Annotated in this window: 24 protein-coding genes; 14 read left to right on the top strand and 10 right to left on the bottom strand. The window is 69.2% G+C overall.

The genetic code is table 11. The features are described from left to right. On the bottom strand, nucleotides 1-1,700 hold a 1,700-nt coding region (locus tag VME70_06805), incomplete at its 3' end, for an AAA family ATPase (protein ID HTW19903.1). 172 nt (nucleotides 1,701-1,872) lie between these two features. Beyond that, nucleotides 1,873-2,769, bottom strand: a complete 897-nt coding sequence (gene mshB, locus VME70_06800; GenBank protein ID HTW19902.1) for an N-acetyl-1-D-myo-inositol-2-amino-2-deoxy-alpha-D-glucopyranoside deacetylase — start codon at nucleotides 2,767-2,769, stop codon at nucleotides 1,873-1,875. 26 nt (nucleotides 2,770-2,795) lie between these two features. On the opposite strand from mshB, the gene VME70_06795 reads away from it, so the two are divergent. Beyond that, nucleotides 2,796-3,077 carry a 4a-hydroxytetrahydrobiopterin dehydratase gene (locus tag VME70_06795; GenBank protein ID HTW19901.1) on the top strand — a complete coding sequence of 94 codons (282 nt, stop codon included), beginning with the start codon at nucleotides 2,796-2,798 and terminating at the stop codon, nucleotides 3,075-3,077. Between the two features lie 46 nt (nucleotides 3,078-3,123). Here VME70_06795 and VME70_06790 read toward each other — a convergent pair whose 3' ends face one another. After that, nucleotides 3,124-3,774, bottom strand: a complete 651-nt coding sequence (locus tag VME70_06790; GenBank protein HTW19900.1) for a hypothetical protein — start codon at nucleotides 3,772-3,774, stop codon at nucleotides 3,124-3,126. A 479-nt stretch (nucleotides 3,775-4,253) separates the two neighbouring features. On the opposite strand from VME70_06790, the gene VME70_06785 reads away from it, so the two are divergent. Then, nucleotides 4,254-5,483 (top strand): acetyl-CoA hydrolase/transferase C-terminal domain-containing protein, encoded by a 1,230-nt coding sequence (locus VME70_06785; GenBank protein ID HTW19899.1) that lies wholly within the window; start codon nucleotides 4,254-4,256, stop codon nucleotides 5,481-5,483. A gap of 25 nt (nucleotides 5,484-5,508) precedes the next feature. Here the strand turns inward: VME70_06785 and VME70_06780 are convergent, their stop codons facing one another. Next, on the bottom strand, nucleotides 5,509-6,240 hold the full coding sequence (locus VME70_06780; protein HTW19898.1) for a hypothetical protein: 732 nt from the start codon (nucleotides 6,238-6,240) through the stop codon (nucleotides 5,509-5,511). 161 nt (nucleotides 6,241-6,401) lie between these two features. On the opposite strand from VME70_06780, the gene VME70_06775 reads away from it, so the two are divergent. Both VME70_06775 and VME70_06770 read left to right on the top strand, forming a co-directional pair. After that, nucleotides 6,402-6,935, top strand: coding sequence for a TIGR03086 family metal-binding protein (locus VME70_06775; GenBank protein HTW19897.1), 534 nt, complete (start codon nucleotides 6,402-6,404; stop codon nucleotides 6,933-6,935). Nucleotides 6,936-7,046: 111 nt separating this feature from the next. Continuing rightward, entirely contained in the window at nucleotides 7,047-7,244 is a 198-nt protein-coding gene (locus VME70_06770; GenBank protein ID HTW19896.1) for a hypothetical protein, read from the top strand. 91 nt (nucleotides 7,245-7,335) lie between these two features. Here the strand turns inward: VME70_06770 and VME70_06765 are convergent, their stop codons facing one another. Continuing rightward, nucleotides 7,336-7,899 carry a hypothetical protein gene (locus VME70_06765; GenBank protein HTW19895.1) on the bottom strand — a complete coding sequence of 188 codons (564 nt, stop codon included), beginning with the start codon at nucleotides 7,897-7,899 and terminating at the stop codon, nucleotides 7,336-7,338. A 153-nt stretch (nucleotides 7,900-8,052) separates the two neighbouring features. On the opposite strand from VME70_06765, the gene VME70_06760 reads away from it, so the two are divergent. Further along, nucleotides 8,053-8,838 carry a methyltransferase domain-containing protein gene (locus VME70_06760; GenBank protein ID HTW19894.1) on the top strand — a complete coding sequence of 262 codons (786 nt, stop codon included), beginning with the start codon at nucleotides 8,053-8,055 and terminating at the stop codon, nucleotides 8,836-8,838. Nucleotides 8,839-9,720: 882 nt separating this feature from the next. Here the strand turns inward: VME70_06760 and ychF are convergent. Beyond that, nucleotides 9,721-10,797 carry a redox-regulated ATPase YchF gene (gene ychF / locus VME70_06755; protein HTW19893.1) on the bottom strand — a complete coding sequence of 359 codons (1,077 nt, stop codon included), beginning with the start codon at nucleotides 10,795-10,797 and terminating at the stop codon, nucleotides 9,721-9,723. Between the two features lie 120 nt (nucleotides 10,798-10,917). Here ychF and rmuC point away from each other — a divergent pair, with 120 nt between their 5' ends. Next, nucleotides 10,918-12,348 (top strand): DNA recombination protein RmuC, encoded by a 1,431-nt coding sequence (rmuC, locus tag VME70_06750; protein HTW19892.1) that lies wholly within the window; start codon nucleotides 10,918-10,920, stop codon nucleotides 12,346-12,348. A 25-nt stretch (nucleotides 12,349-12,373) separates the two neighbouring features. Further along, entirely contained in the window at nucleotides 12,374-12,961 is a 588-nt protein-coding gene (locus VME70_06745) for a hypothetical protein (protein ID HTW19891.1), read from the top strand. Nucleotides 12,962-13,063: 102 nt separating this feature from the next. Here the strand turns inward: VME70_06745 and VME70_06740 are convergent, their stop codons facing one another. Next, the gene (locus VME70_06740) at nucleotides 13,064-14,032 is read right to left on the bottom strand and encodes a 4-hydroxy-3-methylbut-2-enyl diphosphate reductase (protein HTW19890.1); all 969 of its coding nucleotides are present in this window, start codon (nucleotides 14,030-14,032) and stop codon (nucleotides 13,064-13,066) included. Nucleotides 14,033-14,065: 33 nt separating this feature from the next. Between VME70_06740 and xseA the strand changes: the two genes are divergently transcribed. From xseA to VME70_06725, 3 genes are read left to right on the top strand one after another with little or no spacing between them, the layout of a single operon-like run. Then, entirely contained in the window at nucleotides 14,066-15,283 is a 1,218-nt protein-coding gene (xseA, locus tag VME70_06735; GenBank protein HTW19889.1) for an exodeoxyribonuclease VII large subunit, read from the top strand. Next, nucleotides 15,280-15,495: an exodeoxyribonuclease VII small subunit gene (locus VME70_06730; GenBank protein ID HTW19888.1), complete on the top strand. Its 216-nt coding sequence runs from the start codon at nucleotides 15,280-15,282 to the stop codon at nucleotides 15,493-15,495. Before xseA ends, VME70_06730 begins: the two co-directional genes overlap by 4 nt. A 45-nt stretch (nucleotides 15,496-15,540) precedes the next feature. After that, on the top strand, nucleotides 15,541-16,554 hold the full coding sequence (locus VME70_06725) for a hypothetical protein (protein HTW19887.1): 1,014 nt from the start codon (nucleotides 15,541-15,543) through the stop codon (nucleotides 16,552-16,554). Here the strand turns inward: VME70_06725 and VME70_06720 are convergent. After that, on the bottom strand, nucleotides 16,551-17,120 hold the full coding sequence (locus tag VME70_06720; GenBank protein ID HTW19886.1) for a DUF4245 domain-containing protein: 570 nt from the start codon (nucleotides 17,118-17,120) through the stop codon (nucleotides 16,551-16,553). The genes VME70_06725 and VME70_06720 overlap by 4 nt on opposite strands. Beyond that, complete coding sequence (locus tag VME70_06715) at nucleotides 17,110-18,264, bottom strand: aminotransferase class V-fold PLP-dependent enzyme (protein HTW19885.1); 1,155 nt, start codon at nucleotides 18,262-18,264, stop codon at nucleotides 17,110-17,112. Before VME70_06715 ends, VME70_06720 begins: the two co-directional genes overlap by 11 nt. A gap of 65 nt (nucleotides 18,265-18,329) precedes the next feature. On the opposite strand from VME70_06715, the gene VME70_06710 reads away from it, so the two are divergent. The 3 genes from VME70_06710 to VME70_06700 are packed head-to-tail and all read left to right on the top strand — an operon-like array spanning nucleotide 18,330 to nucleotide 20,881. Next, on the top strand, nucleotides 18,330-19,766 hold the full coding sequence (locus VME70_06710) for an Ada metal-binding domain-containing protein (GenBank protein HTW19884.1): 1,437 nt from the start codon (nucleotides 18,330-18,332) through the stop codon (nucleotides 19,764-19,766). Next, nucleotides 19,763-20,254 carry a methylated-DNA--[protein]-cysteine S-methyltransferase gene (locus tag VME70_06705; GenBank protein ID HTW19883.1) on the top strand — a complete coding sequence of 164 codons (492 nt, stop codon included), beginning with the start codon at nucleotides 19,763-19,765 and terminating at the stop codon, nucleotides 20,252-20,254. Before VME70_06710 ends, VME70_06705 begins: the two co-directional genes overlap by 4 nt. A gap of 21 nt (nucleotides 20,255-20,275) precedes the next feature. After that, entirely contained in the window at nucleotides 20,276-20,881 is a 606-nt protein-coding gene (locus VME70_06700; GenBank protein ID HTW19882.1) for a nitroreductase family protein, read from the top strand. Nucleotides 20,882-20,896: 15 nt separating this feature from the next. On the opposite strand, the gene VME70_06695 is transcribed toward VME70_06700, so the two are convergent. Further along, the gene (locus VME70_06695) at nucleotides 20,897-21,499 is read right to left on the bottom strand and encodes a TetR/AcrR family transcriptional regulator (GenBank protein ID HTW19881.1); all 603 of its coding nucleotides are present in this window, start codon (nucleotides 21,497-21,499) and stop codon (nucleotides 20,897-20,899) included. Nucleotides 21,500-21,568: 69 nt separating this feature from the next. Here VME70_06695 and VME70_06690 point away from each other — a divergent pair. Beyond that, the coding region (locus VME70_06690) for a fructose-bisphosphatase class II family protein (GenBank protein ID HTW19880.1) at nucleotides 21,569-22,213 on the top strand (645 nt) is incomplete at its 3' end.

The following is a 22,213-nucleotide window of genomic DNA, read 5'->3' as shown; positions in this document are numbered from 1 at the left end:
ACGATGTTCGTGTCGCTGAACGCGTTGCCCTGAACGGCTGCGTACGAGATGAGCGTTCCTGCCATTCCGGTTGCGCCGACCATCTGGGCCGCGACGTTCGTGGCGTAGAGCAGATCGCCGGCCGGCCCGGTCGAAACGTCGCCGAAGAACAGCTCCTCGGCGCACTGCCCGCCCATGGCGATCCGGATCAGGCCGATCATCTCCGAGCGAGAGCGCGTGTAGACCTCCTGCATGTCGCCGTGGGCGAGCATGCCGAGCGCGTCGCGCCGCTTGATGATCGACAGGATCTCCAAGCGTCGCTCGGGTGCCATCAGGTACGCCGCTGTCGCGTGGCCGGACTCGTGGGTGGCGATCAACCGCTTCTCGTGCTCGGTGTAGCCGACCGGTTGACCGATCCCGATCTGCAGGGTGAGCCGCGCGCTCTCGACGTCCTTCCACGCCATCCGGTTGTCGCCACGGCGTACCGCGTTGACGAGCGCCTCGTCGAAGAGCTGCTCGATCATCACCGGTGTGTAGCCCTGCGTCGCGCTCGCCAGCGAGTTACGGCGCTCGTCGTCGTCGAGCTCCTCGCTGTGCGCCTTCTTGGCCAGGAAGTGATCGGCGAGCGCACGTCGGCCCTGCTGGTCCGGCACGTTGAAGGTCAAGGTGCGGTCGAACCGACCGGGACGAAGCAGCGCCGGGTCGAGCGAGTCAGCGCGGTTGGTCGCCGCGATCAGCAAGACGTTCGGATGCGGTGGCGCCGGTCGAGGGAGCTGGCGATGCGCGGGCAGATAGCTGTTGATCCCCCCGATGATCGCGCTCCAGAACCGCTGCCAGCCCATCGGCTCGTCGAACGACTGCATCTGGACGAGCAGCTCGTTGACGACACCGCTCACGCCCTCGCCCGTGTACGCATTCGTCACCGGACCGGCTGCGGCACGCAGGTAGGTCGACGGCAACGTCGTCACGGCGCTGCAGCACTGCACCGAGCCGGACTGCTCGAGCGGCGACATCCCGAAGCTCATCCCACGGCGGGTGCCACCGATCGCGTCGATCTCCTCGATGAAGCCGATCGCGCCGCCCTCGGCGATGGCAGTACGCCGGAGCTCCTTGAAGAACGCGCGGATCTTCGCAGCCGTCGCGCCGTAGAACATCGACTGGAACGACGTTCCCGAGACGAAGAGGAACGGTACGCCGGCCTCGGCAGCCATCGCCTTCGCCGTGTGCGTCTTGCCGGTGCCAGGGAGCCCTTCGAAAAGAAGCCCGCGTCGGGGGGTTCCGCCCATGCTGGATGCGAACGTCTTGTGCGCAAGGAAGAGGTTGATCGAGCGGACGACCTCTTCCTTCACGGGGTCGATCCCGACGATGTCGCCGAGCCGGACGTCGATCTGCTCAGGGCGGTAGATCGTGTGCGGCGAGCGGCGGGCGTAAAGCAGCATCCCGACGTAGACGCCGACCAGGCCGAGGATGAAGAAAACTGGCAGGGCGATGACCCAGTTGACGTGCGGCAGCCGGAACACGTCGAACGGCCGGTGGTCGAAGATTCGCCACCAGAGGAACGCGACCGGCACTGCCAGCCACGAGGAGAGCCGCCACAACCGACGCCGGCGCTGCGCCTCGCGCTTGCGGCCGACATCGGCACTGGCGACCTCGAGAATCCGCTCGGCACCCGTCAGCAGTTGACCGGTGAGCTCGGCCGTCCCCCCGGCAATCGACTTCATGGATTCCGATGAACGCTCCACGAAGCCTCCGGTTCGGTCCGCGTATGACGCAATTTGTGACTAGATACCGGAGTCTGTCATCGGATCGGTCGACCCAGACCGGCCGCAGCGAGGATTCACCCGGTCGGGCTAATCAGACCGGGTCCGGACCTGCCGAAAGGGTGCGGCCCGATCAGGTGACGCCGGCGAACAGGTCCGCCTCGCGCTGACCCTCTGCCGCGCCGAACGAACCGCGGGCGAGCCGGTAGTGCTCGAGCCCGAAAGCGCCCTGGCCGACGTCATTGGAGAGCGCGAAGAAGTGCCCGTCGACCGCGACCTGCGTCGGGTAGGCGCGCAGCGCGGCCATCTTGTGGTCAAGGAAGCTGCGCGCATCAACCACGGTCGTGACGACGTCGTCCTCTACTCCGAACGGCAGATCCTCGGGATCCGTCACACCGAACGGCGAATCTTCCCCCATCTCTTTGAGCGCCTCGAACGCCACTCGCAACAGCGACTTGGGGACGGCCGCTTCGTAGAGCTTGGTCGGTGCCCATGGCTCGCCCGCTTCGGGATAGCGACCCGGATCGGCCGCCGCATCGAACGCCGCCACCGTCACGCGGTGCGCCTGGATGTGGTCCGGATGGCCGTAGCCACCGTTGTCGTCGTACGAGACCACCACCTGGGGCCGGACCTCGCGAATGACTTCGACGAGTGCGCCGGTCGCTTCGTCCAGGTCGGCCTGCCAGAAACAGTCGGGGCGCTCGTTGCTGGGCAGCCCCATCATCCCGGAGTCCCGCCAGCGACCGGGACCGCCGAGGAAACGATGGTCGGTGACGCCGAGGGCGGTCATCGCGTTGTCGAGCTCGGTGATGCGGTGCGCGCCGAGACCACCGTCGCGATCGGCGGCGAGGTGCTCCAGCTCGGGCACGAGGATCTCGCCCTCCTCACCGAGCGTGCAGGTGACGAGCGTGACGTGCGCGCCGTCGGCGGCGTACTTCGCCATCGTGGCGCCGGTGCCGATCGACTCGTCGTCCGGGTGCGCGTGCACGAACAGTAGGCGGCGTGGATTGAGAGCGTCGGACGCGGTCACACTGAGGAGACTAGTTGGGAGGCCCGATGGCTACCTTGCTCGATGACGCGGCGCTGGAAGCCGCGCTGGCGGAGCTCGACGGATGGAACGGCGACGGTACGGCGATCCATCGAACCGTGGACATCGATGCGGACCGGCTCGACGGGTTTCGTGCCGATCTCGAATCGATCGCCCGCGAGATGGACCACGACCCCGACCTCACCGGTGGCGCCGGCCAGCTCACCATCACGATGTCGACGCACTCCGCGGGCGGCGTGACCGAGCTCGACATCGAGTACGCCCGCCGCGTCAACTCGCTCCTGGCGTAAGCCCCAACCGCTCGGTGATCTTGACGATCAGCGAGGGTTCTGGGTGCTACTCGTAGCCCTTCCTGAGGATGCGGCACAGCGGGGTGGACGCCAGGCACGAGACTTGACGGCGGCTCAGAGTTTGCTGGCGCGCCACGACGAACGCGTGATCGGCCTGCGCCCATCGCCACCTGTTGAAGAAGTAGGCGGTGCTGTCCCCACAGCCGTGCCGGCAGTTCGGGATCGTGCTGTAGATCCCATGGTCCGCGACGAACGCGTCGGTAGTCTCGTCCCGATCCGACCCCATCGGCGGACACCCGACCGGCACCAGGCACCCGACGAAGTGCGCCCAGTGCCACCGGCCGCCGACCCGATCGGCCGCCATAAAGCCCCAGCCGCCGCCCCCACCCTGACTGCCCACGAACACGGGCGCGCGACCCGGCAGGCCATAAACGTGACTCGCCCGCAGGTAGTTGTCGGGGAAGTCCCAGAAGACGAAGTGCCGCCCGTGACCAGTGGGGACCTGATGGGGTACGGCGGTCAGCTCGCCGTTCACGATCCATCGACCGGAACGCCAACGCAGGATCACCAGCCGGTAGTTCGGATCGTGGACGTAGGACTCGCTCGGGATGAGGTCGAACGCGCCGTAGACGCCGGCCGCCGTCCGGATCGGGCCAGCGGTGTCGCGAGCGCCGACCGCCCGTGCGATGCGATGCAAGTCGCGTCGTGGTGACGATCGACGGTGCTGCGGACGATGGGGATCACCGGCAAGTGTGGTGTGAGCGCCGGCAGCTGCCGTGGCGTCGGCAGGCATCGACGCTGCAGCGGCTGCCGATGACGCGGGCGTGGAAGCGGCCGGGTGCGAGCAGCCGACGCAGAGCGCGCACACCAGCAGTAGCCATCCGCATCCGCTCCAGAACCGCGCGACCCTCACACGAGGTTGATGCCTGCGACCGCCCGCAGGTTGGGGGCAACGCATCCGCGCTATTCGGTGATCTTGATCAGCGGGAGTTGGGCGGGAGTGACCCGCGAGGGTTGGTGCGCGTGGTTAGCGGCGACGGACTAGTCGAGAGAGGTCTTTCGACCCTAGGAGTGCGGTCGACTCGCTGCGCAGCATCATCCCGTCGCCCAGTGGTGACCCCTGCGTGCGGCACGTCGTACGGAGGTTCTCGAGCAGTCGCCGACAGGACGGGTGAGATGCGCGTCGTTTCCGAGCAGCAGCTTGCCGCGGAACTGGCGCGGCTGCCCGGCACCCAACCGCGCCTGGTCGCGAGCGGAAACTTTGCGGCGCCGAGGACGCTCCTGGCACTGGCCGACGCGGCACTGGAGAGCTACCGCCTGTTCATGCTGAACGCCCAACCGCCGCTACCCGAGCGCGACGGCGTCATCTACGAGTCGCCGTTCGTCGGTCCGGGGATGCGTCAGGGAGCAAGCCGCTTGGACTACCTCCCGATGCGCCTGTCCCTGGTACCCCAGCTGTTCGCGCGGTCCCGGCCGCCGGACGCGGTCCTTCTCCACACCTCCACCGTGCAGTCCGGGAAGGTGTCGTTAGGGGTCGAGGTCAACGTGCTGATTGCGGCGATCGAGCAGACCCGCGCGCGGGGCGGCCTCGTCGTTGCACAGCTGAACCCGCAGATGCCGTACACCCTCGGGGACAGCGAAATCGACGTCGACCTGATCGACGTCGCAATCGAGGCCGAGCAGGATCTGCCTTCCCCGCAGCCGCGTGGTGCCGGGGGAACCGCAGCCGAGATCGGTCAGCGGGTCGCCAACCTCGTGAGCGACGGCGCGACCCTCCAGCTGGGCATCGGCATGATTCCCGACGCAACCTTGCACGCCTTGCGTGATCGTCGCGGCTTGGGCGTGTGGTCGGAGATGTTCAGCGACGGCGTGCTTGCCCTCGAGCAGTCGGGCTGTATGGACCCGGCGCGCCCGCTCGTGACGTCGTTCCTGTTCGGCAGCGACGAGCTGTATCGCTGGGCCGATCGCAACCCGCGGATCCGGATGACCCGAACCGAGGTCTCCAACGACCCGGGGATGATCGCTCGACAGTCGATGATGACGTCGATCAACACTGCCCTGCAGATCGACCTGTTCGCGCAAGCGAACGCGTCGATGGTGAAGGGCGCGATCTACTCGGGTTTCGGCGGGCAGACCGACTTCATCGTCGGCGCCATGCACGCGTGGCGGGGGCAAGCGGTCATTGCCCTTCCGTCCTGGCACGAGAAGTCAGGTACGTCGACGGTGGTGCCGCTGCTCAGCGGCCCGGTCACGTCGTTCCAGCACTCGAGCCTGGTCACCGAGCAGGGCTGCGCCGACATCTTCGGGCGCAGCCAGCGGGCCCAAGCCCGCCTCATCACGGACATCGCCCACCCCGCGGTTCGCGACGACCTGCGCGCCGCCGCCGAACAGCTCGGTCTGGCCTGACGCGCGCATCGTGCAGCGGCAGCACTCAGCCGGACGGTTCGTAAGACATCGTCTCCAGGCTGAAGTCGATCTGATAGCCGCCGTTGTCGACGATGACGGTCGTCGGGTTAGGGATCGCGAGCAGTGTCACGCCGCCCGGATTCGGAGCCGGATTCACCTGCCACCCGCGCGTCGAGCCGGCGATCGGTGGCGGGACGCACGAAGTGGCACCACAGCGGTAGACCGCGATCGCACCCTCCAAGGAAGAGCCGGTGGCATCGGTGGTCGCGATCCAGTAGCGGCCGGCGCGCGTGCAGATCCGGATCTGCCCCCAGCGCGGCGCGAGGTAGCGGCCCAGTGCGGAAGATGCCGACGCCCAGGAAGTGCCGCACCCGCTGGTGCGCATCGACGTTCCCGGCGGTCGCAGTGATTCAGCCACCGTCGACGGCGGCACCGCTACATAGGTGTACTGCTTGTCGGACGGTACGACGGTCGGAACGCCGGATCCGGTAGTCGGACTGATGGTCGGGTGCGCTGACCTCGCCTCGTCGGGAGTTCGACGATGCGCGGCGGACATCAACTGAGCGTCAGCATCGTGCACGCGAGCCGCATGCCACTCGAAGCCGAAACCGGCGCCGCTCACGGCGATGACGAGCATGACCGGCAGTGCACGCAGCCACGATCTGCGCGGCGGAGGCGAACCGCCCTGGTGCATCGACACCATCGGCACCTCGTCGTCGAAGGCCGGCTGCTCGCCACGATCCTCGAGTTCCGCCATCTCGCACCTCGCCAAAACCCCGGGCAGCTTCACCTCAGTTCTTGACCAGTCCGACGCGCACCACACGGCTTTGGTTGGGCGGACACAAGAACTGCCGGGCGTGCCTATCGCATCGATCCGCAAAACGGGTATGAAGACAACGAGCCGGAGAGGAGATCCCTGTGGAAGCCGAGCTGCTCAACCTCTATCGCCAAGCGGGTGACTGGACGGCGCAGCGTGTTGTGAACGCAACCGACCTGGATGGCGCAACTCCCTGCGACGACTGGAACGTTCGTGACCTGCTGAACCACATGCTGGACACACAGCGCTATTTCCTCAGCACCGCACGCGGTGAATCGGGAAGCCTGCCCGGACCGAACCCGCCCGACCTGGTTGGCGACGACCCGGTGGCTTCGTTCGACCGCATGCGCTCGGACGTGATCGACGCGTTCAGCCGCGACGGTGCCATCGAGCGAACCGGGCCGGCTCTGGGCATCGCCTTTGCCGACCAGCTTCTGCACGGATGGGACCTGGCTCGTTCCACCGGGCAGGACGACACGATGCCGGAAGGCCTGCCGCAGGCGGCGTACGACACGATCCACGGCCAGTTCACCGAGGAGCAGCGCAAAGGCGTGTTCAAGCCAGAGATCGCGGTCGGCGACGACGCAACGCCGCAGCAACGCCTGCTGGCCTACACCGGCCGCGATCCTGGCTGATTCGCAAACCGTTGCGTCGCTCACCTGTCCCGCAAAAGAGGCAGCGAGATCTGTCGAGGAGCTGACTTCCGCGTTCGGCGCGGCCCGGCGGGCGAATCTCGACGAGCTCGAGTGGCTGGTTGCGACGGAGGATCTCCTTCGGCAGGGGCGGCATCCGAGTTCGGTCGGGTCACGTTGAGCCAGCCGCTCGCGACCTGGTTCGTGCACGACCTCAACCATCTGCATCAAGCAGTGAAGGCGATGGCGGAGCACTACTCCGACGCCGTCGGTCCATGGCGCGCCTACCTGGGAATCCTCGATGCGCCATAGCCCCGCGCCGCGCGAAGACCACCGCACGAGCGCTTCCGCGGAAGCGCTCCGTTGGCAAGGTTGGTACCAACGTTCGGTCGGCTACGCGCCCTCAGCGATCGGCGGACCCGGTGGTGGCCCTCTGGTAGCCCTGGTCGCCGGGCATCGGCTGGACGTTGACGCCCGCACCGGTGAGGAACTGTCGGATCTGTGACGCGTGTTCGACGACGTGCAAGGGGATGCTCACGACCAGGTCTCCATACGAGGTTCCGGCGTGTCGATGCGTGCTGGGCAGCGGTCGAAGAGCCAGCTCGTCGGGCAGCGCCTCGCAGCACTGTCGCGCACGATCGCGGCACCAGTCGACGTACCCGAGCAGCTCAGCCTTGGTGAAGACGCGGTTGGGGAACCCAAAGGTGCTCTCGTCGAAAGGTGCCGGCGGCAGCCACCGCTCGAAGTCTCCACCGAGGTCGTAGTCGAGACACGACAGCGCGTGGTAGCCGAGGAACCAGGTCGCCGACCCATGAAGCCCACCCTGCGGGAGACGGCGGGTGGTCCCATCGTTCGGCCACAGATCGGTTTCCCACAAGCCATCCGGGCAATCGGTCAGTGCCGCCTGCATCAACAGCAAGGCGCTCTCAAAGCTGCGCGCAATGCTTCGTGCGAGTACGGCGGTCATGCGAGGTACCTATCCCATCGCGAGCGGAACATCCGTTGCCCTGCATCGAGCATCGACGTGGTTAGCTCGAACGCGGGCCCCTCGATACTGACCCTAAGGGTGCCGCGCGCTGCGCCGACCGACGTGAAACCCGCCGCAGGCGATGATGGTCGGGTGAGCGAGGACACCTGGGCGCCACTAGCCGACCGGTTCGTCAGGGGTCATTACGGCTCGTTGCGAGGCCGGGTCCGCACCCACGTCATTAACGAACACCTTCGTCAACACTTGCCCGGCCCGCCGGCGGAGGTGATTGACGTGGGCGGTGGCGCCGGTCATCAGGTGCTTCCGTTGGCTCGCGGCGGCTATCGGGTGACCATCCTTGATTCCTCCTCGGCCATGCTCGACCGCGCGCGAGACCTCTTGTCAGCGGAACCGGAAGCGGTCCAGAACCGGGTGAAGTTGGTGCACGCCGCGGGCGAGGACGCCTTGGACGTCTTGGCGGGTCGACGCTTCGGGGGCGTGCTGTGCCATGGAGTCCTCATGTACCTCGACGACCCGGCGCCGCTCGTGGCCGTGCTGGCCGAACTCGCTGACGATGGCGGCGTCGTGTCGATCGCGGCGAAGAACAAGGAGTGCCTCGCGGTGCGTCCGGCCCTCGCCGGACGCTGGACCGAAGCGCTTGCGGCCTTCGAGACCGATCGGCAGGTCAACGGCCTGGACGTAGATACCCGAGCCGACACCGTCGATGATCTGAGCAGACTGCTCACCGACTGCCAGGTCGAGCCGGTCGCCTGGTACGGGGTGCGGCTGTTCACCGACGGCTGGGCACCCGACGACCCACCACTGGACACCGAAGCCGACGTACTCGCCGTCGAGCTGGAGGCCAGCCGCCGTGACCCCTACCGCAGGTTGAGCCGGCTCTTCCATCTCGTGGGGATCCGCCACCGACCGGGTAGCTAGGGATGCCTCGACACCTTTCGAAGGCTTGGGCGCTTATGGCCACGGCTCGCCGAAACGCGGGCTCTCAAGCCGGCACTGAGAGGACAAAGCTCCCCGTGATGGGTGCAACGGAGTTCCCAGTCGCCGAGGCAGCCGCGCGGCCCGCGGCTCGAACCAGCCAGGCCACATCAAGGGCGTACGGGTTCGCGCCCGTAGGAGAGCACAACGGGCCGAGGCAGCCCGGCTGGACGGCGAGGCCCTGCCGGAGGTCCTCTGCTTCGGTCGTTTCGATGCGCACCGGACCGGCGACACGCGTTCGTTTCGCGGCCGTGAGCTGAATCAGAACTGGCTACTTGTTCACTGTCGTCAGCCCGTGGCCAGGCCAGGCTGTGGGTCAGACGTCCGGCGGGGTAGCCCGCGAACTGGCTGCCCACGATTCTCGTGTGGCTCATTAATGGGGTGCTGCCCCCGCCGGGTGTCGTTGGCTGGGAGTGGCTCAAGAGGGGTGTGCTTCGCCTGAAGTAGCTCTGCCCTCCTTGCCGTCCACAAGACCAGGAGGCTGCTTGATGGCGAGGGTTGTGATCGGTGTCGATCCGCACAAGGCGAGCAACACGCTCGTTGTTATCGACGAGCAAGAACGAGTGGTTCTTCCCTGAGCACGGGGACTACTTCAGCCCGCATGACCTGCGGTCGACGTGCTCACGTTACCTATGAGCAAGCTCGCCGCCGAGGGCCGCTTCGGCGAGCGCACAGGCCGTCCCCCACGTCCTTGAGTTTTGGGGTCAACCTGCTCTCGACTGATCGCAACTCGGATCCGCACCGACTGGCATCAGATCGACAGGCGGGTGCCTTGCCGCCATCGACCCGGTTTGCATCCAGCTCGTTGCCGGTGTTCGGTGACGACTACACGTTGAAGCGGAACTCCACGACGTCGCCGTCGGCCATCACGTAGTCCTTGCCCTCGATCCGCGCCTTGCCGGCAGCGCGCGCCGCCGACAATGAACCGGCTGCGACGAGATCGTCGTACGACACGATCTCGGCTTTGATGAAGCCCCGCTGGAAGTCGGTGTGGATCACGCCGGCGGCCTCGGGCGCGGTCGCACCGCGCTTGATCGTCCAGGCCCGCGACTCCTTCGGCCCGGCGGTCAGGAAGGTCTGCAGCCCCAACGTCTCGAAGCCCACCCGGGCGAGGATTGCCAGCCCGGACTCGTGCTGTCCGTACTCCTCGAGCAGCTCGGAAGCGTCCGCGACGTCGAGACCGATCAGCTCGGACTCGAGCTTCGCGCTGACGAAGACCGCCGCTGCCGGCGCAACGAGGTCGGCGTACTTGGCCCGCAGCCCTTCATCACCGAGATCGGTGTCGTCCAGGTTGAACACGTAGATGAACGGCTTGTCGGTCAGCAGGAATGACTCACGCAAGGCCACGCGGTCCAGAGACGGTTCACTGGAGATCGGCCGGCCCTCGTCGAGCACGGCCCGGGCCGCTTGTACGGCGGCCAGCTCAGCCCGCCGCTCCGGCTTCATCCGTGCCTCGCGCTCCAACCGGGCGAGGCGCGTGTCAACGGTCTGCAGGTCCGCGAGCACGAGTTCGGTGTTGATCGTCGCGATGTCGTCGGCCGGCTCGATCCTGCCGTCGACGTGCGCGACATCAGGGTCGTCGAAGACGCGCACGACCTGGCAGATCGCATCCGCCTCACGGATGTTGGCGAGGAACTTGTTGCCCAGACCCTGACCCTCGCTCGCGCCGCGCACGATGCCGGCGATGTCGACGAAGCTCACCGTTGCAGGCACGATCCTCGCGCTCTCGAACATCTTCCCCAGCACGTCGAGCCGCGGGTCGGGCACGTTGACCACGCCCACGTTCGGGTCGATCGTCGCGAACGGGTAGTTCGCCGCGAGCACGTCGTTCTCGGTCAGCGCGTTGAACAACGTGGACTTGCCGACGTTCGGCAGCCCGACGATCCCGATCGAAAGAGCCATGCGGCCATTGTCGCCGTACGCCGCAAACCCGCAGGTCAGAGGCCTGAATATGACGATGTCCACAGCCCCCCGGCGCGGCGTACGCCGAAACTGTCCGACCGGCAGGTCACCATTTCCGCCATGGACGTCGCTGCCTTCCTCATCGCGGTGGTCACCCTGCTCGCCGGGCTCGCGGCCGGCTGGGCGCTCGCCCGGCTCCGCTCCTCGGTAGAAGTTGCCACGGCGGGTGCGCAGCTCGCCTCCGCCGCGGCCGAGCGAGACGCCACAAGCGCGGAGCGCGACCGGCTGCGCTCCGAGCGCGAGACGCTGGACAACGAGCTTCGCGCGGCCGAGCTACGCGTGCAGGCACTGATGACCAAGATGGAAGCGCTCGAGGACAACGATGCCCAGCTGAAGGACACCTTCGCGCGGGTGTCGAGCGAAGCACTCGACCGCAGCACCAAGCAGTTCCTCGAGCTCGCCGACTCGCGGTTGAAGCAGGCGGGGGCACCCCTCACCGAGACGCTGTCCAAGGTCGAAGGGCAGCTCAGGGAGATCGAGAAGTCGCGCGTCGGCGCTCAGGAGGCGCTCAGCAAGCAGATCGAGTTCGTCCGGACCTCCGGTGACGAGCTGCGCCGCGAAACCGCGGCGCTCGTCAGTGCATTGCGCAAGCCGCAGGCCCGCGGCCGCTGGGGCGAGCTTCAACTCCGCCGCTGCGTCGAGCTGGCCGGGATGACCGACCGGTGCGACTTCTTCGAGCAGTCGACCGTCACCACGGCCGAGGGAATGCTGCGGCCCGACCTCGTCATTCGGCTGGTCGGCGGCAAGAGCATCGTCGTGGACTCGAAGGTGACCCTGTCGGCGTACCTCGAAGCCTATGAGGCGGCCGACGACGACACCCGCGCCAACCGGCTGGAAGCGCACGCGAAGCACCTGCGCCAGCACGTCAACGAGCTGGCAGCGAAGTCGTACTGGTCGCAGTTCTCGCCGGCGCCGGAGTTCGTCGTGCTGTTCGTGCCCGGCGACGCCTTTCTCGCGGCGGCTCTCGACAACGCGCCCGGCCTGATGGACGAGGCGTTCGAGAAGCGGGTGCACATCGCTACGCCGACCACGTTGATCTCGACCTTGCGGGCGGTTGCGTACGCCTGGCAGCAGGAGGCACTCGCCACCAACGCGCGTCAGGTCTTCGATCTCGGACGTGAGCTCTACAAGCGGCTCGGCAAGTTCGGCGAGCACATGGACAAGCTCGGTCTCGCGCTCAACCGCGGGGTTGCGGCGTACAACGGGGCGGTCGGCTCGCTCGAGAAGCAGGTTCTCGTCTCGGCCCGGCGGCTGAACGAGCTCGAGGTCGTTGACGGCGAGCTCAAGGAGCCGACGCCGATCGAGGAGCCGGTGCGCCTGCTCGCCGCGCCCGAGCTGCTCGAGGCCGCCGACGAGTCACGCACGCTGCGCGCGCTGAGCGCTCCGACCCCCGAAGCCGATCGGGGCGATCACGACCTGGTGGATCGGGCCGCCGACTACGGGCTCGGCGACGGCGAGGCCGACGAAGGACCTTCGGCGCTCAAGGCATAGCGCGGTTCACGCCGATTCCCTTGGCGTGACCACCGGTCCCTCCCCGGAGGGCATCCTCGAGCTCCAGCGCGCGGCCGCCGGCTTGCGGCCGCACACCCCGCCCGTGAGAAGGCACCGGTGGCCGCGCTGGCTCACCAAGCGGCGGCTCGCCGCGATCCTCGTGGTCGACCTGGTCGTGGGGTCGGTCGCCTGGCACTACCTCACCGAGCCGCATCCGACGGCCGTCGCCCGAGCGGTCGAAAGCGTCGGACGCGATGCCGCCCACAACAACTGGTCCGCGGTCTACGCCGCGCTCTGCAGTTCCGATCGGGCACAGTTCGCGCCGAGCGACATCAGTACGGCAGGCGAAGGCGCGATGCTTCAGCTCGGCGGGCTCAACCACCTCACCGTGACCCGTGTCGTCAGCACCCACGTCTCGCTCGGGCCGATCCCGCTGCCGGCGGCGGAGGTCTACGGGCAGCTGGTCCCGCGGATCGGGGCGGCGAGCGCCTACTCGGTCGCGGTCGTCGAGGAGGCCAGCGGCTGGCACGTCTGCCTGAGCGCCGGCGGCTACAGCTCTGCGGCGCTCGGCATCAACGTCCCGCTCGGCTCGGGCGGCGCCCCGGCGCTGTGATCTTCGCCCTCAACACCAGCCGGCCGGCGGGTCGGGGCGACACGCCGCGCTACCTGGCGACAAGGGCGAAGATCAACGTGCGGCGCGCGGGAAGCGGTCGGGTCAGCGGGAGCCGGCCTTGTCGCGGCGCAGCTCGTGCGGCAGCGCGAACCGCAGATGCTCCTCGACCGCGGTGATCTCCTCGACGTCGGCATACCCGTGGTCGGCCAGCCACCCGAGCACCTCGCCGACCAGTGACTCCGGCACCGACGCGCCGCTCGTCACGCCGACCGTCGCGACACCGTCGAGCCAACCGGCGTCGATGTGGCTGACGTCGTCCACCAGGTGCGCCGCCGAACCCGCCGCGCGTGCAACCTCGACCAACCGCACGGAGTTCGACGAGTTCGTCGAGCCGACGACCAGCACCAGGTCGGCGTCGGCGGCGATCTGCTTCACCGCGACCTGACGGTTCTGGGTGGCGTAACAGATGTCGTCGCTCGGCGGGTCCATCAGCAGCGGGAAGCGCTTGCGCAGCGCGGCGACGGTTTCCTGCGTCTCGTCGACCGACAGCGTGGTCTGGGACAGCCAGGCGAGCCGGCTCGGGTCGCGCACCTCGAGATCGGCGACCGCGTCCGGGCCGGCGACCAGGTGGACGCGGTCCGGCGCCTCACCCGTCGTGCCCTCGACCTCCTCGTGACCCTCGTGCCCGATCAGCAGGATGTCGACGTCCTCGCGGGCGAACCGGCGGGCCTCGGCGTGGACCTTCGTGACCAGCGGGCAGGTCGCGTCGATCGTGTGCAGGTTGCGCTCGGCCGCCTGCTGGTGCACCGCCGGCGCAACGCCGTGCGCCGAGAACACCACGACCGAGCCCTCGGGAACTTCCGCGGTGTCGTCGACGAAGACCGCCCCGAGCGCCTCCAGCCGGGCGACCACATGGGAGTTGTGCACGATCTGCTTGCGGACGTAGACGGGGGCGCCGTACCGCTCGAGGGCGATCTCGACGGTCTGCACCGCCCGGTCGACTCCGGCGCAGTATCCGCGCGGAGCAGCCAGCAGAACCCGACCCCCGGTTGGTACGCCGTTGTCGGTCACGCCTCCATCGTAGGTCGCGCCTACGCTGTGCCGATGCCGCTCGAGACCAGCCCCGAGGCGCCGGTGCCGGTCCGCGTCGTCGCCAAGCTGATCGGCGACTGGATCGGCAGGCTGGGCCGGGTCTGGGTAGAAGGCCAGGTCACCGAGCTCACCAGGCGGCCGGGACAGTCCGTCGCGTTCCTCGTGCTCCGCGACCCGGCGGCCGAGATGTCGCTTCGGGTGAGCTGCCGGGCCACGCTGCTCGACGACCTCGCCGAGCCGATCACCGAGGGCGCCCGAGTCGTGATCTGGGGCCGTCCGGAGTACTGGGCCAACCGCGGCACGCTCACCTTCACCGCCTACGAGATCCGGCCGGTCGGGATCGGCGCCCTGCTCGCCCGGCTAGAGGAACTGCGCCGAGTGCTCGCCGCCGAAGGGCTGTTCGCCACCGAGCGCAAGCGGACGCTGCCGTTTCTGCCCCGCCGGATCGGGCTGGTGACCGGCCGATCGAGTGCGGCCGAGCACGACGTGGTCGAGAACGCCCGCCGGCGCTGGCCCGCCGTACTCTTCCGGCTCGAGCCGGTCGCCGTGCAGGGACCGTACGCCGTCACCGAGGTCATCGCAGCGGTGCAGCGTCTCGAAGCCGATCCCGAGGTGGACGTCATCGTGATCGCGCGCGGCGGCGGTTCGATGGAGGACCTGTTGCCGTTCTCGGACGAGTCGCTGATCCGCACGGTGGCCGCCTGCTTCACACCAGTGATCTCGGCCATCGGGCACGAGGCCGACATGCCGCTGCTCGACCACGTCGCGGACCGTCGAGCCTCGACTCCGACCGACGCCGGCAAGCTGGTCGTTCCCGACGTCGCCGAGGAGAGCAGCCGGATCTCGGGCCTGCGCGGCCGAGCCCGCCGCTGCCTGATCGGCCGGATCGAAACCGAGCAGCATCGCCTCGACGCGCTGCGCACGCGGCCGGCACTCGCCGACCCGCTCGGCATGCTCGGCACCTGGCGGTTGGATCTCGAAGCCTCGCGGGAGCGCGGGCGCCGCGCCGCGATCGCGTTGCTCGCCGACGCCACCGCCGAGGTGGCCACGCTGCGCGGGCAGATGGTCGCGCTGTCCCCGCAGGCGACACTGGATCGCGGGTACGCCGTTCTCCAGCGCGTTGACGGCACGATTGCCCGCGACGCCGCCGAGCTGCGATCCGGCGACCGGCTGGACGCGCGGCTGGCGACCGGCCGGGCGAGCCTCGTCGTCGAGGAGGTGCACGGATGACGTCGAACGGTGACGCACCTCGGCCGAGCTATGAGCAGGCTCGCGAGGAGCTGGCCGAGATCGTGCGAAAGCTCGAGGCCGGCGGAGCGACCCTCGAGGAGTCGCTTGCACTGTGGGAGCGCGGCGAGGCGCTCGCCGCGATCTGTCAGCAGTGGCTGGACGGCGCGAAGCAGCGACTGGAGGCAGCGCAACCCGAGCCCGGCGACAGCTGACCCGAGACACGGGGCACCCGGTCGCGGGAACCACGCGTGCGCCTGATGCGTCCTAGCGACATGACCCGTGGCGCGGTTGGCCTGCTCGCGGCCCTCGCGCTCGCCTGCGCGGGGTGCGCGGCGACCAGCAGCGCTCCCGCTCCGCTCCCGCCGGGCCACAGCGCAAGCCCGATCGCGCAGCAGCGATCCGCCACCGCCGGCGCCAACAAAGCCGCCACCCGCAAGGAGGCGGCTCGGCTGCTCGCCCTTGCGCCGGTGCCGCCCGGATCCGCTGCAGCGCCCGGGCGGCATGCGGCCCTGTCCGGACCGGCGATGGGCACCCCGGCGACGTCGTCGCTGATCGATCTGCACCGCTTCTGGCAGGTGTCCTCGCCGATCGGAACGGTTCTGGCGTACGTCAAAGCCCATGCCCCCGCCGAGCTTCAGCAGTCCGGCACCTCCAGTGGGAGCGACCACGGCGTCCTCACCAGCGAAGGCATCGCCTGGGGCGAGCCCGACCGGCCATATGCGACCGGCCTTCAGCTCGACATCGGGCTCGCTCCGGTGGCCGGCGGCACCCTGGTCCGCGCCGACGGAATGGGCGAGTGGCTCGACCCGCGGCCGATCCGCGACACCGCGCGGGGCGCGCGGCTGCGCGTCACGGTCGCCGGCGGTTGCCCGACGAGCGATCGGGGCGTCGTCGGCGTACGCAACCCGGGCCGGCGGCTCGACGAGGCCCTGCTGCCCCCGGGCATTCCGACGTCGGCGTTGATCTGCGCGTACGGCGGCCTCAACCCTCCGCACGTGCTCAGCCTGCGAGCGCACGTGCTGCTGGGCGAGCGCGCGGCCGCCCGCCTGGCCAGGCAGGCGCTCCGGCTGTCCCTCACGCACACCGATGGCGGCGTGGAGAGCTGCCCCTTGGACGATGGCTCCTTCGACGTCGTGGCATTCCACTACGCGAGCGGGGCGGACGTCGACCTGGGCGACCACGTAACCGGATGCGCCTTCGTCGCCAACGGGTTCATCGAGGCGGGCAGCCCGCTCGATCTCGATCACTGGGTGAAGCGCGCCCCGCTCTAGCCAGCGCCACCCAAGGCAGGCTGCACGGAGGCCGCGAGCTGATCCAGCTCCTGATCGCTCGCGCTCCCGGTGATGACGACCGTGATCCCGTGAACGGTGCGGAACAACGAGTACTCGCCCACCTTCGACTGCGTCGTTCTCCACGTCTGGTCGGCGAGCACGGCGGCGGTCGTGGATGCGCTGCTCGGTACGCCGAGCACCGACTGCACGAATCCCGCAGCCGGGGCGACCGACTCCTCGAGCCCGGCATACTTCGACCCCGGGGTTGCCCAGCCGATGTGCAGGTGCGCGGTCGTAGCGCTGCCGACGAGCGTCGCGCCGTTCGCCGCCCAGCCGGAGGGCAAACCGCGCGGCACCAAGGCGCTCTTTCCGGTGAGCTGACGGAAGCCGGAGACGTAGTCGCTGTAGTCAACCGCTTGGTAGCGCTGGGACTTGCTCGGGTGCAACAACCCCGGCACGAAGATCAAGGAGACGCCGACGATGATGCCGACCAGCCCGAGCGATCGGATCATGTCCGCCGCGGACTGGCGCGCCCGCTTCGTCGGCTGGGCGACCTCACTTGTCACGAATCGCCACCATCTCGTCGAGCACCGCGACGCATTCGTCCATCGTGTTGAAGAAGTGCGGCCCGATCCGGATGCCACCGCCGGGCCGGTAGTCGACGACGAACCCGCGCTCGATCAGCTCGTGGTGCACCCGCTCGGCGTCTGCGACATCGACGGTGACGTGTCCACCACGGCGATCGGCATCGAGGGGTGACCGTACGACGAGCCCGCGCTCGAGGGCGCCCTCGACAAGCGACTGGGTGAGCCACTGCGAACGCTCGCGCACCTTGGCGATGCCGATGTCGGCGATGGCCTGGTAGCCGGGTGCGGCCGCATAGGCGGCCGGCACGTTGGGAGTGCCGCCCGCGAACCGCTGAATACCCGGGGCATAGGCAATTTCCGCCCACTCGAAGTCGAACGGCCGGGCGTGGGAGATCCACCCCACCGCGCTCGGCTTGAGCGCGTCGATCAGCTCCGGCCGGATGGACAGCCACCCGTTGCCGGGGCCACCGCACAGGAACTTCACCGATCCACCGACGCACACGTCGATGTCGTTCGCGGCCACGTCGACCGGCAGCGCGCCGGCGGCTTGATAGGCATCCAAGATCAGCAGCGCGCCGTGGCGACGGGCGGCGTCGCGAACCGGCGCGAGGTCGAGCAGAGCCGACGTACGGAACTGCACCAGACTCGCCGACACGACCAGCGTCCGGTCGTCGACCGCCTCCGCCACCCGCATCGGGTCGATGCTCGTGCCGTCGGGCTCGTACGGAACGACGACCAACTCCCCGCCGTGCCGCCGGCAGTGCTCGGTCCACATGTAGTGCGTGCCCGGCCAGTCCGCCGCGGTCGTGACGACGCGGTTGCGGCTCGGGCTGAAGTCGAGGCACGAGACGACCGCGTTGATCGCGTCGGCGACGCTCTGCCGGAGGATCGTCGTTCGAGGCGGCGCGCCGATGATCGAACCCAGCAGATCCGCGATCCGGCCCAGCTCCGGGAACCAGGTCGACCAGGCGGTGACGCCGTCGACGTCCCACAGCCGCGCATACTCGGCCAGCCGCTCGGCCGTGCCTCGATGCATCGCGCCGAGCGAGTTGTTGATCAGGTACGCCGACTTGCGGGCAAGGATCGGGTAGTCCGCGCGCCGGGCCAGCAGGTCGTCGTGCACGACCCCCAGCCTGCCATGTCCGAAAGCCGCTAGATCCTGTCGTCGGCGCGGTTCAGGATGGAGCCATGCACGAGGACCAGGACCGCTGCTACCGCGCCATCGCGAGCCGCGACGCGCGCTTCGACGGGCGGTTCGTGACCGCCGTCTCGACGACCGGGATCTACTGCCGGCCGTCATGCCCGGCGCAAACGCCGAAACGCGAGAACGTCCGCTTCTACCCATGCGCTGCCGCCGCGGTCGCGGCCGGGTTCCGGGCCTGCAAGCGCTGCCGCCCCGAGGCGGCGCCCGGCTCGAGGGAGTGGGACCTGCGCGGCGACCTTGCCGCCCGCGCGCTGCGGGCGATCGCGGCGGGCGCGCTCGACGGCGGTGCCGGCGACGCCGGGAGCGGCGTGCGCGCCCTCGCGCAGTCGTTGCACGTGAGCGAACGGCACCTGCACCGCGTCCTTGTCGCGGAGGTGGGCGCCGGACCGCTCGCGCTCGCGCGCACCCGCCGCGCACAGACCGCGCGGCTGCTGCTCGACGCGACCGATCTGCCGATCACAACCATCGCGTTCTCGGCCGGCTTCTCGAGCCTGCGCCAGTTCAACGACACGATGCGTGAGCACTTCGGCGTGCCTCCGCGCGAGCTGCGCCGGCGCCCCGCCGCGCAGCTTGCCGGGAGCGGCTCGCTCACCCTGCGGCTCGCCGTACGCGCGCCCTATGCCGCTGCCGCATTCCTCGGCTGGCTCCGGTTGCACCTCCTGACCGGCGTCGAGGAGCTGGACGGCATTACCTACCGGCGCGTCCTGCCGTCCGGATCAGTCGTCTCGATGCAGATTGCCGCCGACGTGATCAGCCTGATCACGCGGGTCGACGACGTCCGAAGCCTGCCGGACACCGTCGCGCGGTGCCGGCGGATGCTCGACGCCGATGCCGACCCGGTCGCCGTCGACGGCTCGCTGTCCGAAGACCCGCTCCTCGCGCCCATGGTCGCGGCGCGGCCGGGCTTGCGCGTCCCGGGCGCGGCTGACGGGTTCGAGCTGGTCGTGCGCACCGTCCTTGCCCAGCAGGTCTCCCTCGGCGCGGCCCACACGTTCGCGCGCCGGCTGGTCGAGGCCTACGGCAAGCCACTGGACGCGCCGGTCGGCACGCTCAGCGCCCGGTTCCCGACCGCGGACGCGCTCGCGGAGGCGACCTACGACGGCATCGGCCTGACCGGCGGGCGGGTGCGCAGCCTGCGCGCGCTCGCGACCGCGTTCGCAGCCGGCGAGCTGGCGCTCGACCCGGCGGCCGACCGGGACGAGACCCGGGCCCGCCTGATGGCGATTCCCGGCATCGGGCCGTGGACGGTTGAGTACGTCGCGATGCGCGCGCTCGGCGATCCCGATGCGTTCCCCGGCAGCGACCTCGTGCTGCGCCGTCGCACAACCGGGACCGATCCCTCCCGCTGGGCACCGTGGCGTTCCTATGCCGCGATGCACCTGTGGACCGACTACCTGATCACGACTGGAGCAACGACATGACCCTCGAGGCGACCACGCTGCGAACCCCTGTCGGCGAGCTGACCCTGGTGGCGCGCGACGACGTACTCGTCGCCGCCGGCTTCGACTCGATCGACGCGATGACTGCGCGGCTCGACGACGAGCCCGTGCGCCGCCGCCGTGACCTCGGCCGGTTGTCAGTCTCCACCCGGGCCTATTTCGAGGGCGACATACGCGCGATCGACGACCTTCCGGTCGACCAACCCGGCGGCGACTTCCACCAAGCGGCCTGGAAGGTGATGCGCGAGGTTCCGGCCGGCGAGACCATCACGTATGCCGAGCTGGCCGCTCGGGCCGGCAATCCGGGGGCGATCCGTGCCGCCGGCGCGGCGTGCGCGCGCAACCTGATCGCGCCGATCGTGCCGTGCCACCGGATCGTCCGTACCGGCGGCGGCCTCGGCGGCTACTACTACGGCTTGCCGGTCAAGGAGTGGCTGCTGGCGTACGAGCGGGGTCACGCGGCCCGGTAGCCGGCGGCTAAGGTCCGGGACATGGAGTTTTCCGATGTCCTCCGGCAACGCCGCATGGTCCGTCACTACCTCGACCAGCCGGTCGAACCGGACGTCATCGACCGCGTGGTCGCGGCCGGCCTGCGGGCGCCGTCCGCCGGGTTCTCCCAGGGCTACGCACTGTTGGTGCTGACCGCTCCCGAGGACCGGGCGCGATTCTGGGAGGTGACGGAGACCGAGCCGGAGACGGCGAGCTGGACCGACGAGACCCGCGCCGGCGTCATGCGCGCCCCGGTCATCGTCGTCGCGATGTCGTGCAAGCGGGCCTATCTCGACCGCTACGCCCAGGACGACAAGGGGTGGACCGACCGCGACGAGGCCCGGTGGCCAGTGCCCTTCTGGCACATCGACACCGGCATGGTCGCGCTGCTCATGCTCCTACAAGCCGTCGACGAGGGCCTGGGCGCGCTGTTCATCGGCATGCAGCCGGAGGTGATCCCGGCGTTCCGCACCGAGTTCGGCGTGCCGGAGGACCATGACGTCGTCGGCGTCGTGATCTTCGGTCATGCCGACCCGTCCGCGCCCAAGCGCGACCTCAAGTCGCGGCGCCGGTCGGCGGACGACGTCGTGCACCGCGGTCGCTGGTAGGAGGTCGGCTCCGCGTCAACCGGTGCCGACTCGGCCGAGCAGCTCGACGAACTCTTCGGCAAGCTTCGTGGCCGCCGCCTCGGTCTCCTGTACGGCGACCTCACGCCCTGCCTCCGCAACGATGCTCGTCAACACCACGACGAGCGTGTCGCCGAGCGGCTGGTTCTCGGTGTCGAGCAGCGCAGTGTTGACGCGGACCCACTCGCGATAGCGCCGGCGGGCGATCAGCTCGAAGCCGGGCGGGCCGCCCCCGTCGAGGAAGACCCGGGCGAGGTTGCGCTCCTCCCAACAGCCGCGCAGGTAGGCCCGCGCGCCGATCAGGAACAGGTCGAGAGTGTCCAGCACGCCGCGTGACCGCGCCTCGCGCACCGCGTCGGCCGCGCGCTGTTCCTGGCGGGCCTGGTAGTCGTCGAACAGGGCGAGGTACAGCTCCGCCTTGCCACCGAAGTGGTGGTAGAGGCTGCCCACGCTGGCGCCCGCGCGCGACACGACGTCGGTGATGTTTGCATCCGCAAACCCGCCGGCGGCAAACGCGTCACTGGCGGCCGCGAGCAGCGATGCGCGGGTCAGCTGCGCGCGGCTCTTGCTGTGCGCACCGGTGGGACGCGGGCTCGGCACCCCCACACTCTTTCACTTTCGCACCGGGCGGGGCGACTAACCGGGCGGGTCGGTGGGAGGATCACAGACATGTCGGACGGCACCCTTCCCGGCTCGCTGAGGGTGGGCGGCGAGCGACCGGACCGCAACCTCGCGCTCGAGCTGGTTCGGGTCACCGAAGCGGCCGCGATGGCCGCCGGGCGCTGGGTCGGGCGCGGCGACAAGATCGGTGCCGACCAGGCCGCCGTCAACGCAATGCGCCAGCTCGTCTCGACCGTCTCGATGAAAGGCACCGTCGTCATCGGCGAGGGCGAGAAGGACGAAGCACCGATGCTCTACAACGGCGAGGAGGTCGGTGACGGCAACGGACCGGACTGCGACGTGGCGGTCGACCCGGTCGACGGTACGACGCTGACCGCCAAGGGCATGAACAACGCGATCTCGGTGATGGCCGTCGCCGACCGCGGTGCGATGTACGACCCATCGGCGCTGTTCTACATGCAGAAGCTCGTGACCGGACCCGCCGCCGCGCAGATGGTCGACATCGAGGCGCCGGTCGAGCACAACGTCCAGGCGGTCGCGAAGGCCAAGGGCTGCTCGCCCGAGGATGTGACGGTCGTGGTTCTCGACCGATCGCGCCACGATGACCTCGTCCGCGAGGTGCGAGAGGCCGGCGCCCGGATCAAGTTCATCCAGGACGGGGACGTCGCCGGCGCGATCATGGCTGCCCGCGAC

It is taken from the genome of Mycobacteriales bacterium (genome assembly GCA_035504215.1).
GTDB lineage: Bacteria > Actinomycetota > Actinomycetes > JAFAQI01 > JAFAQI01 > DATAUK01.
Note: the sequence above shows the minus strand (reverse complement) of the source record. Positions and strands in the feature narration are given on the sequence as shown.

Excerpts from the sequence above, each read along its gene's own strand:
- VME70_06795 (HTW19901.1), top strand. The coding sequence starts at position 2,796 with ATGGCTACCTTGCTCGATGACGCGGCGCTGGAAGCCGCGCTGGCGGAG.
- VME70_06785 (HTW19899.1), top strand. The coding sequence starts at position 4,254 with ATGCGCGTCGTTTCCGAGCAGCAGCTTGCCGCGGAACTGGCGCGGCTG.
- VME70_06780 (HTW19898.1), bottom strand. The coding sequence starts at position 6,240 with ATGGCGGAACTCGAGGATCGTGGCGAGCAGCCGGCCTTCGACGACGAG.
- VME70_06765 (HTW19895.1), bottom strand. The coding sequence starts at position 7,899 with ATGACCGCCGTACTCGCACGAAGCATTGCGCGCAGCTTTGAGAGCGCC.
- ychF (HTW19893.1), bottom strand. The coding sequence starts at position 10,797 with ATGGCTCTTTCGATCGGGATCGTCGGGCTGCCGAACGTCGGCAAGTCC.
- rmuC (HTW19892.1), top strand. The coding sequence starts at position 10,918 with ATGGACGTCGCTGCCTTCCTCATCGCGGTGGTCACCCTGCTCGCCGGG.
- xseA (HTW19889.1), top strand. The coding sequence starts at position 14,066 with ATGCCGCTCGAGACCAGCCCCGAGGCGCCGGTGCCGGTCCGCGTCGTC.
- VME70_06730 (HTW19888.1), top strand. The coding sequence starts at position 15,280 with ATGACGTCGAACGGTGACGCACCTCGGCCGAGCTATGAGCAGGCTCGC.
- VME70_06725 (HTW19887.1), top strand. The coding sequence starts at position 15,541 with ATGCGTCCTAGCGACATGACCCGTGGCGCGGTTGGCCTGCTCGCGGCC.
- VME70_06710 (HTW19884.1), top strand. The coding sequence starts at position 18,330 with ATGCACGAGGACCAGGACCGCTGCTACCGCGCCATCGCGAGCCGCGAC.
- VME70_06705 (HTW19883.1), top strand. The coding sequence starts at position 19,763 with ATGACCCTCGAGGCGACCACGCTGCGAACCCCTGTCGGCGAGCTGACC.
- VME70_06700 (HTW19882.1), top strand. The coding sequence starts at position 20,276 with ATGGAGTTTTCCGATGTCCTCCGGCAACGCCGCATGGTCCGTCACTAC.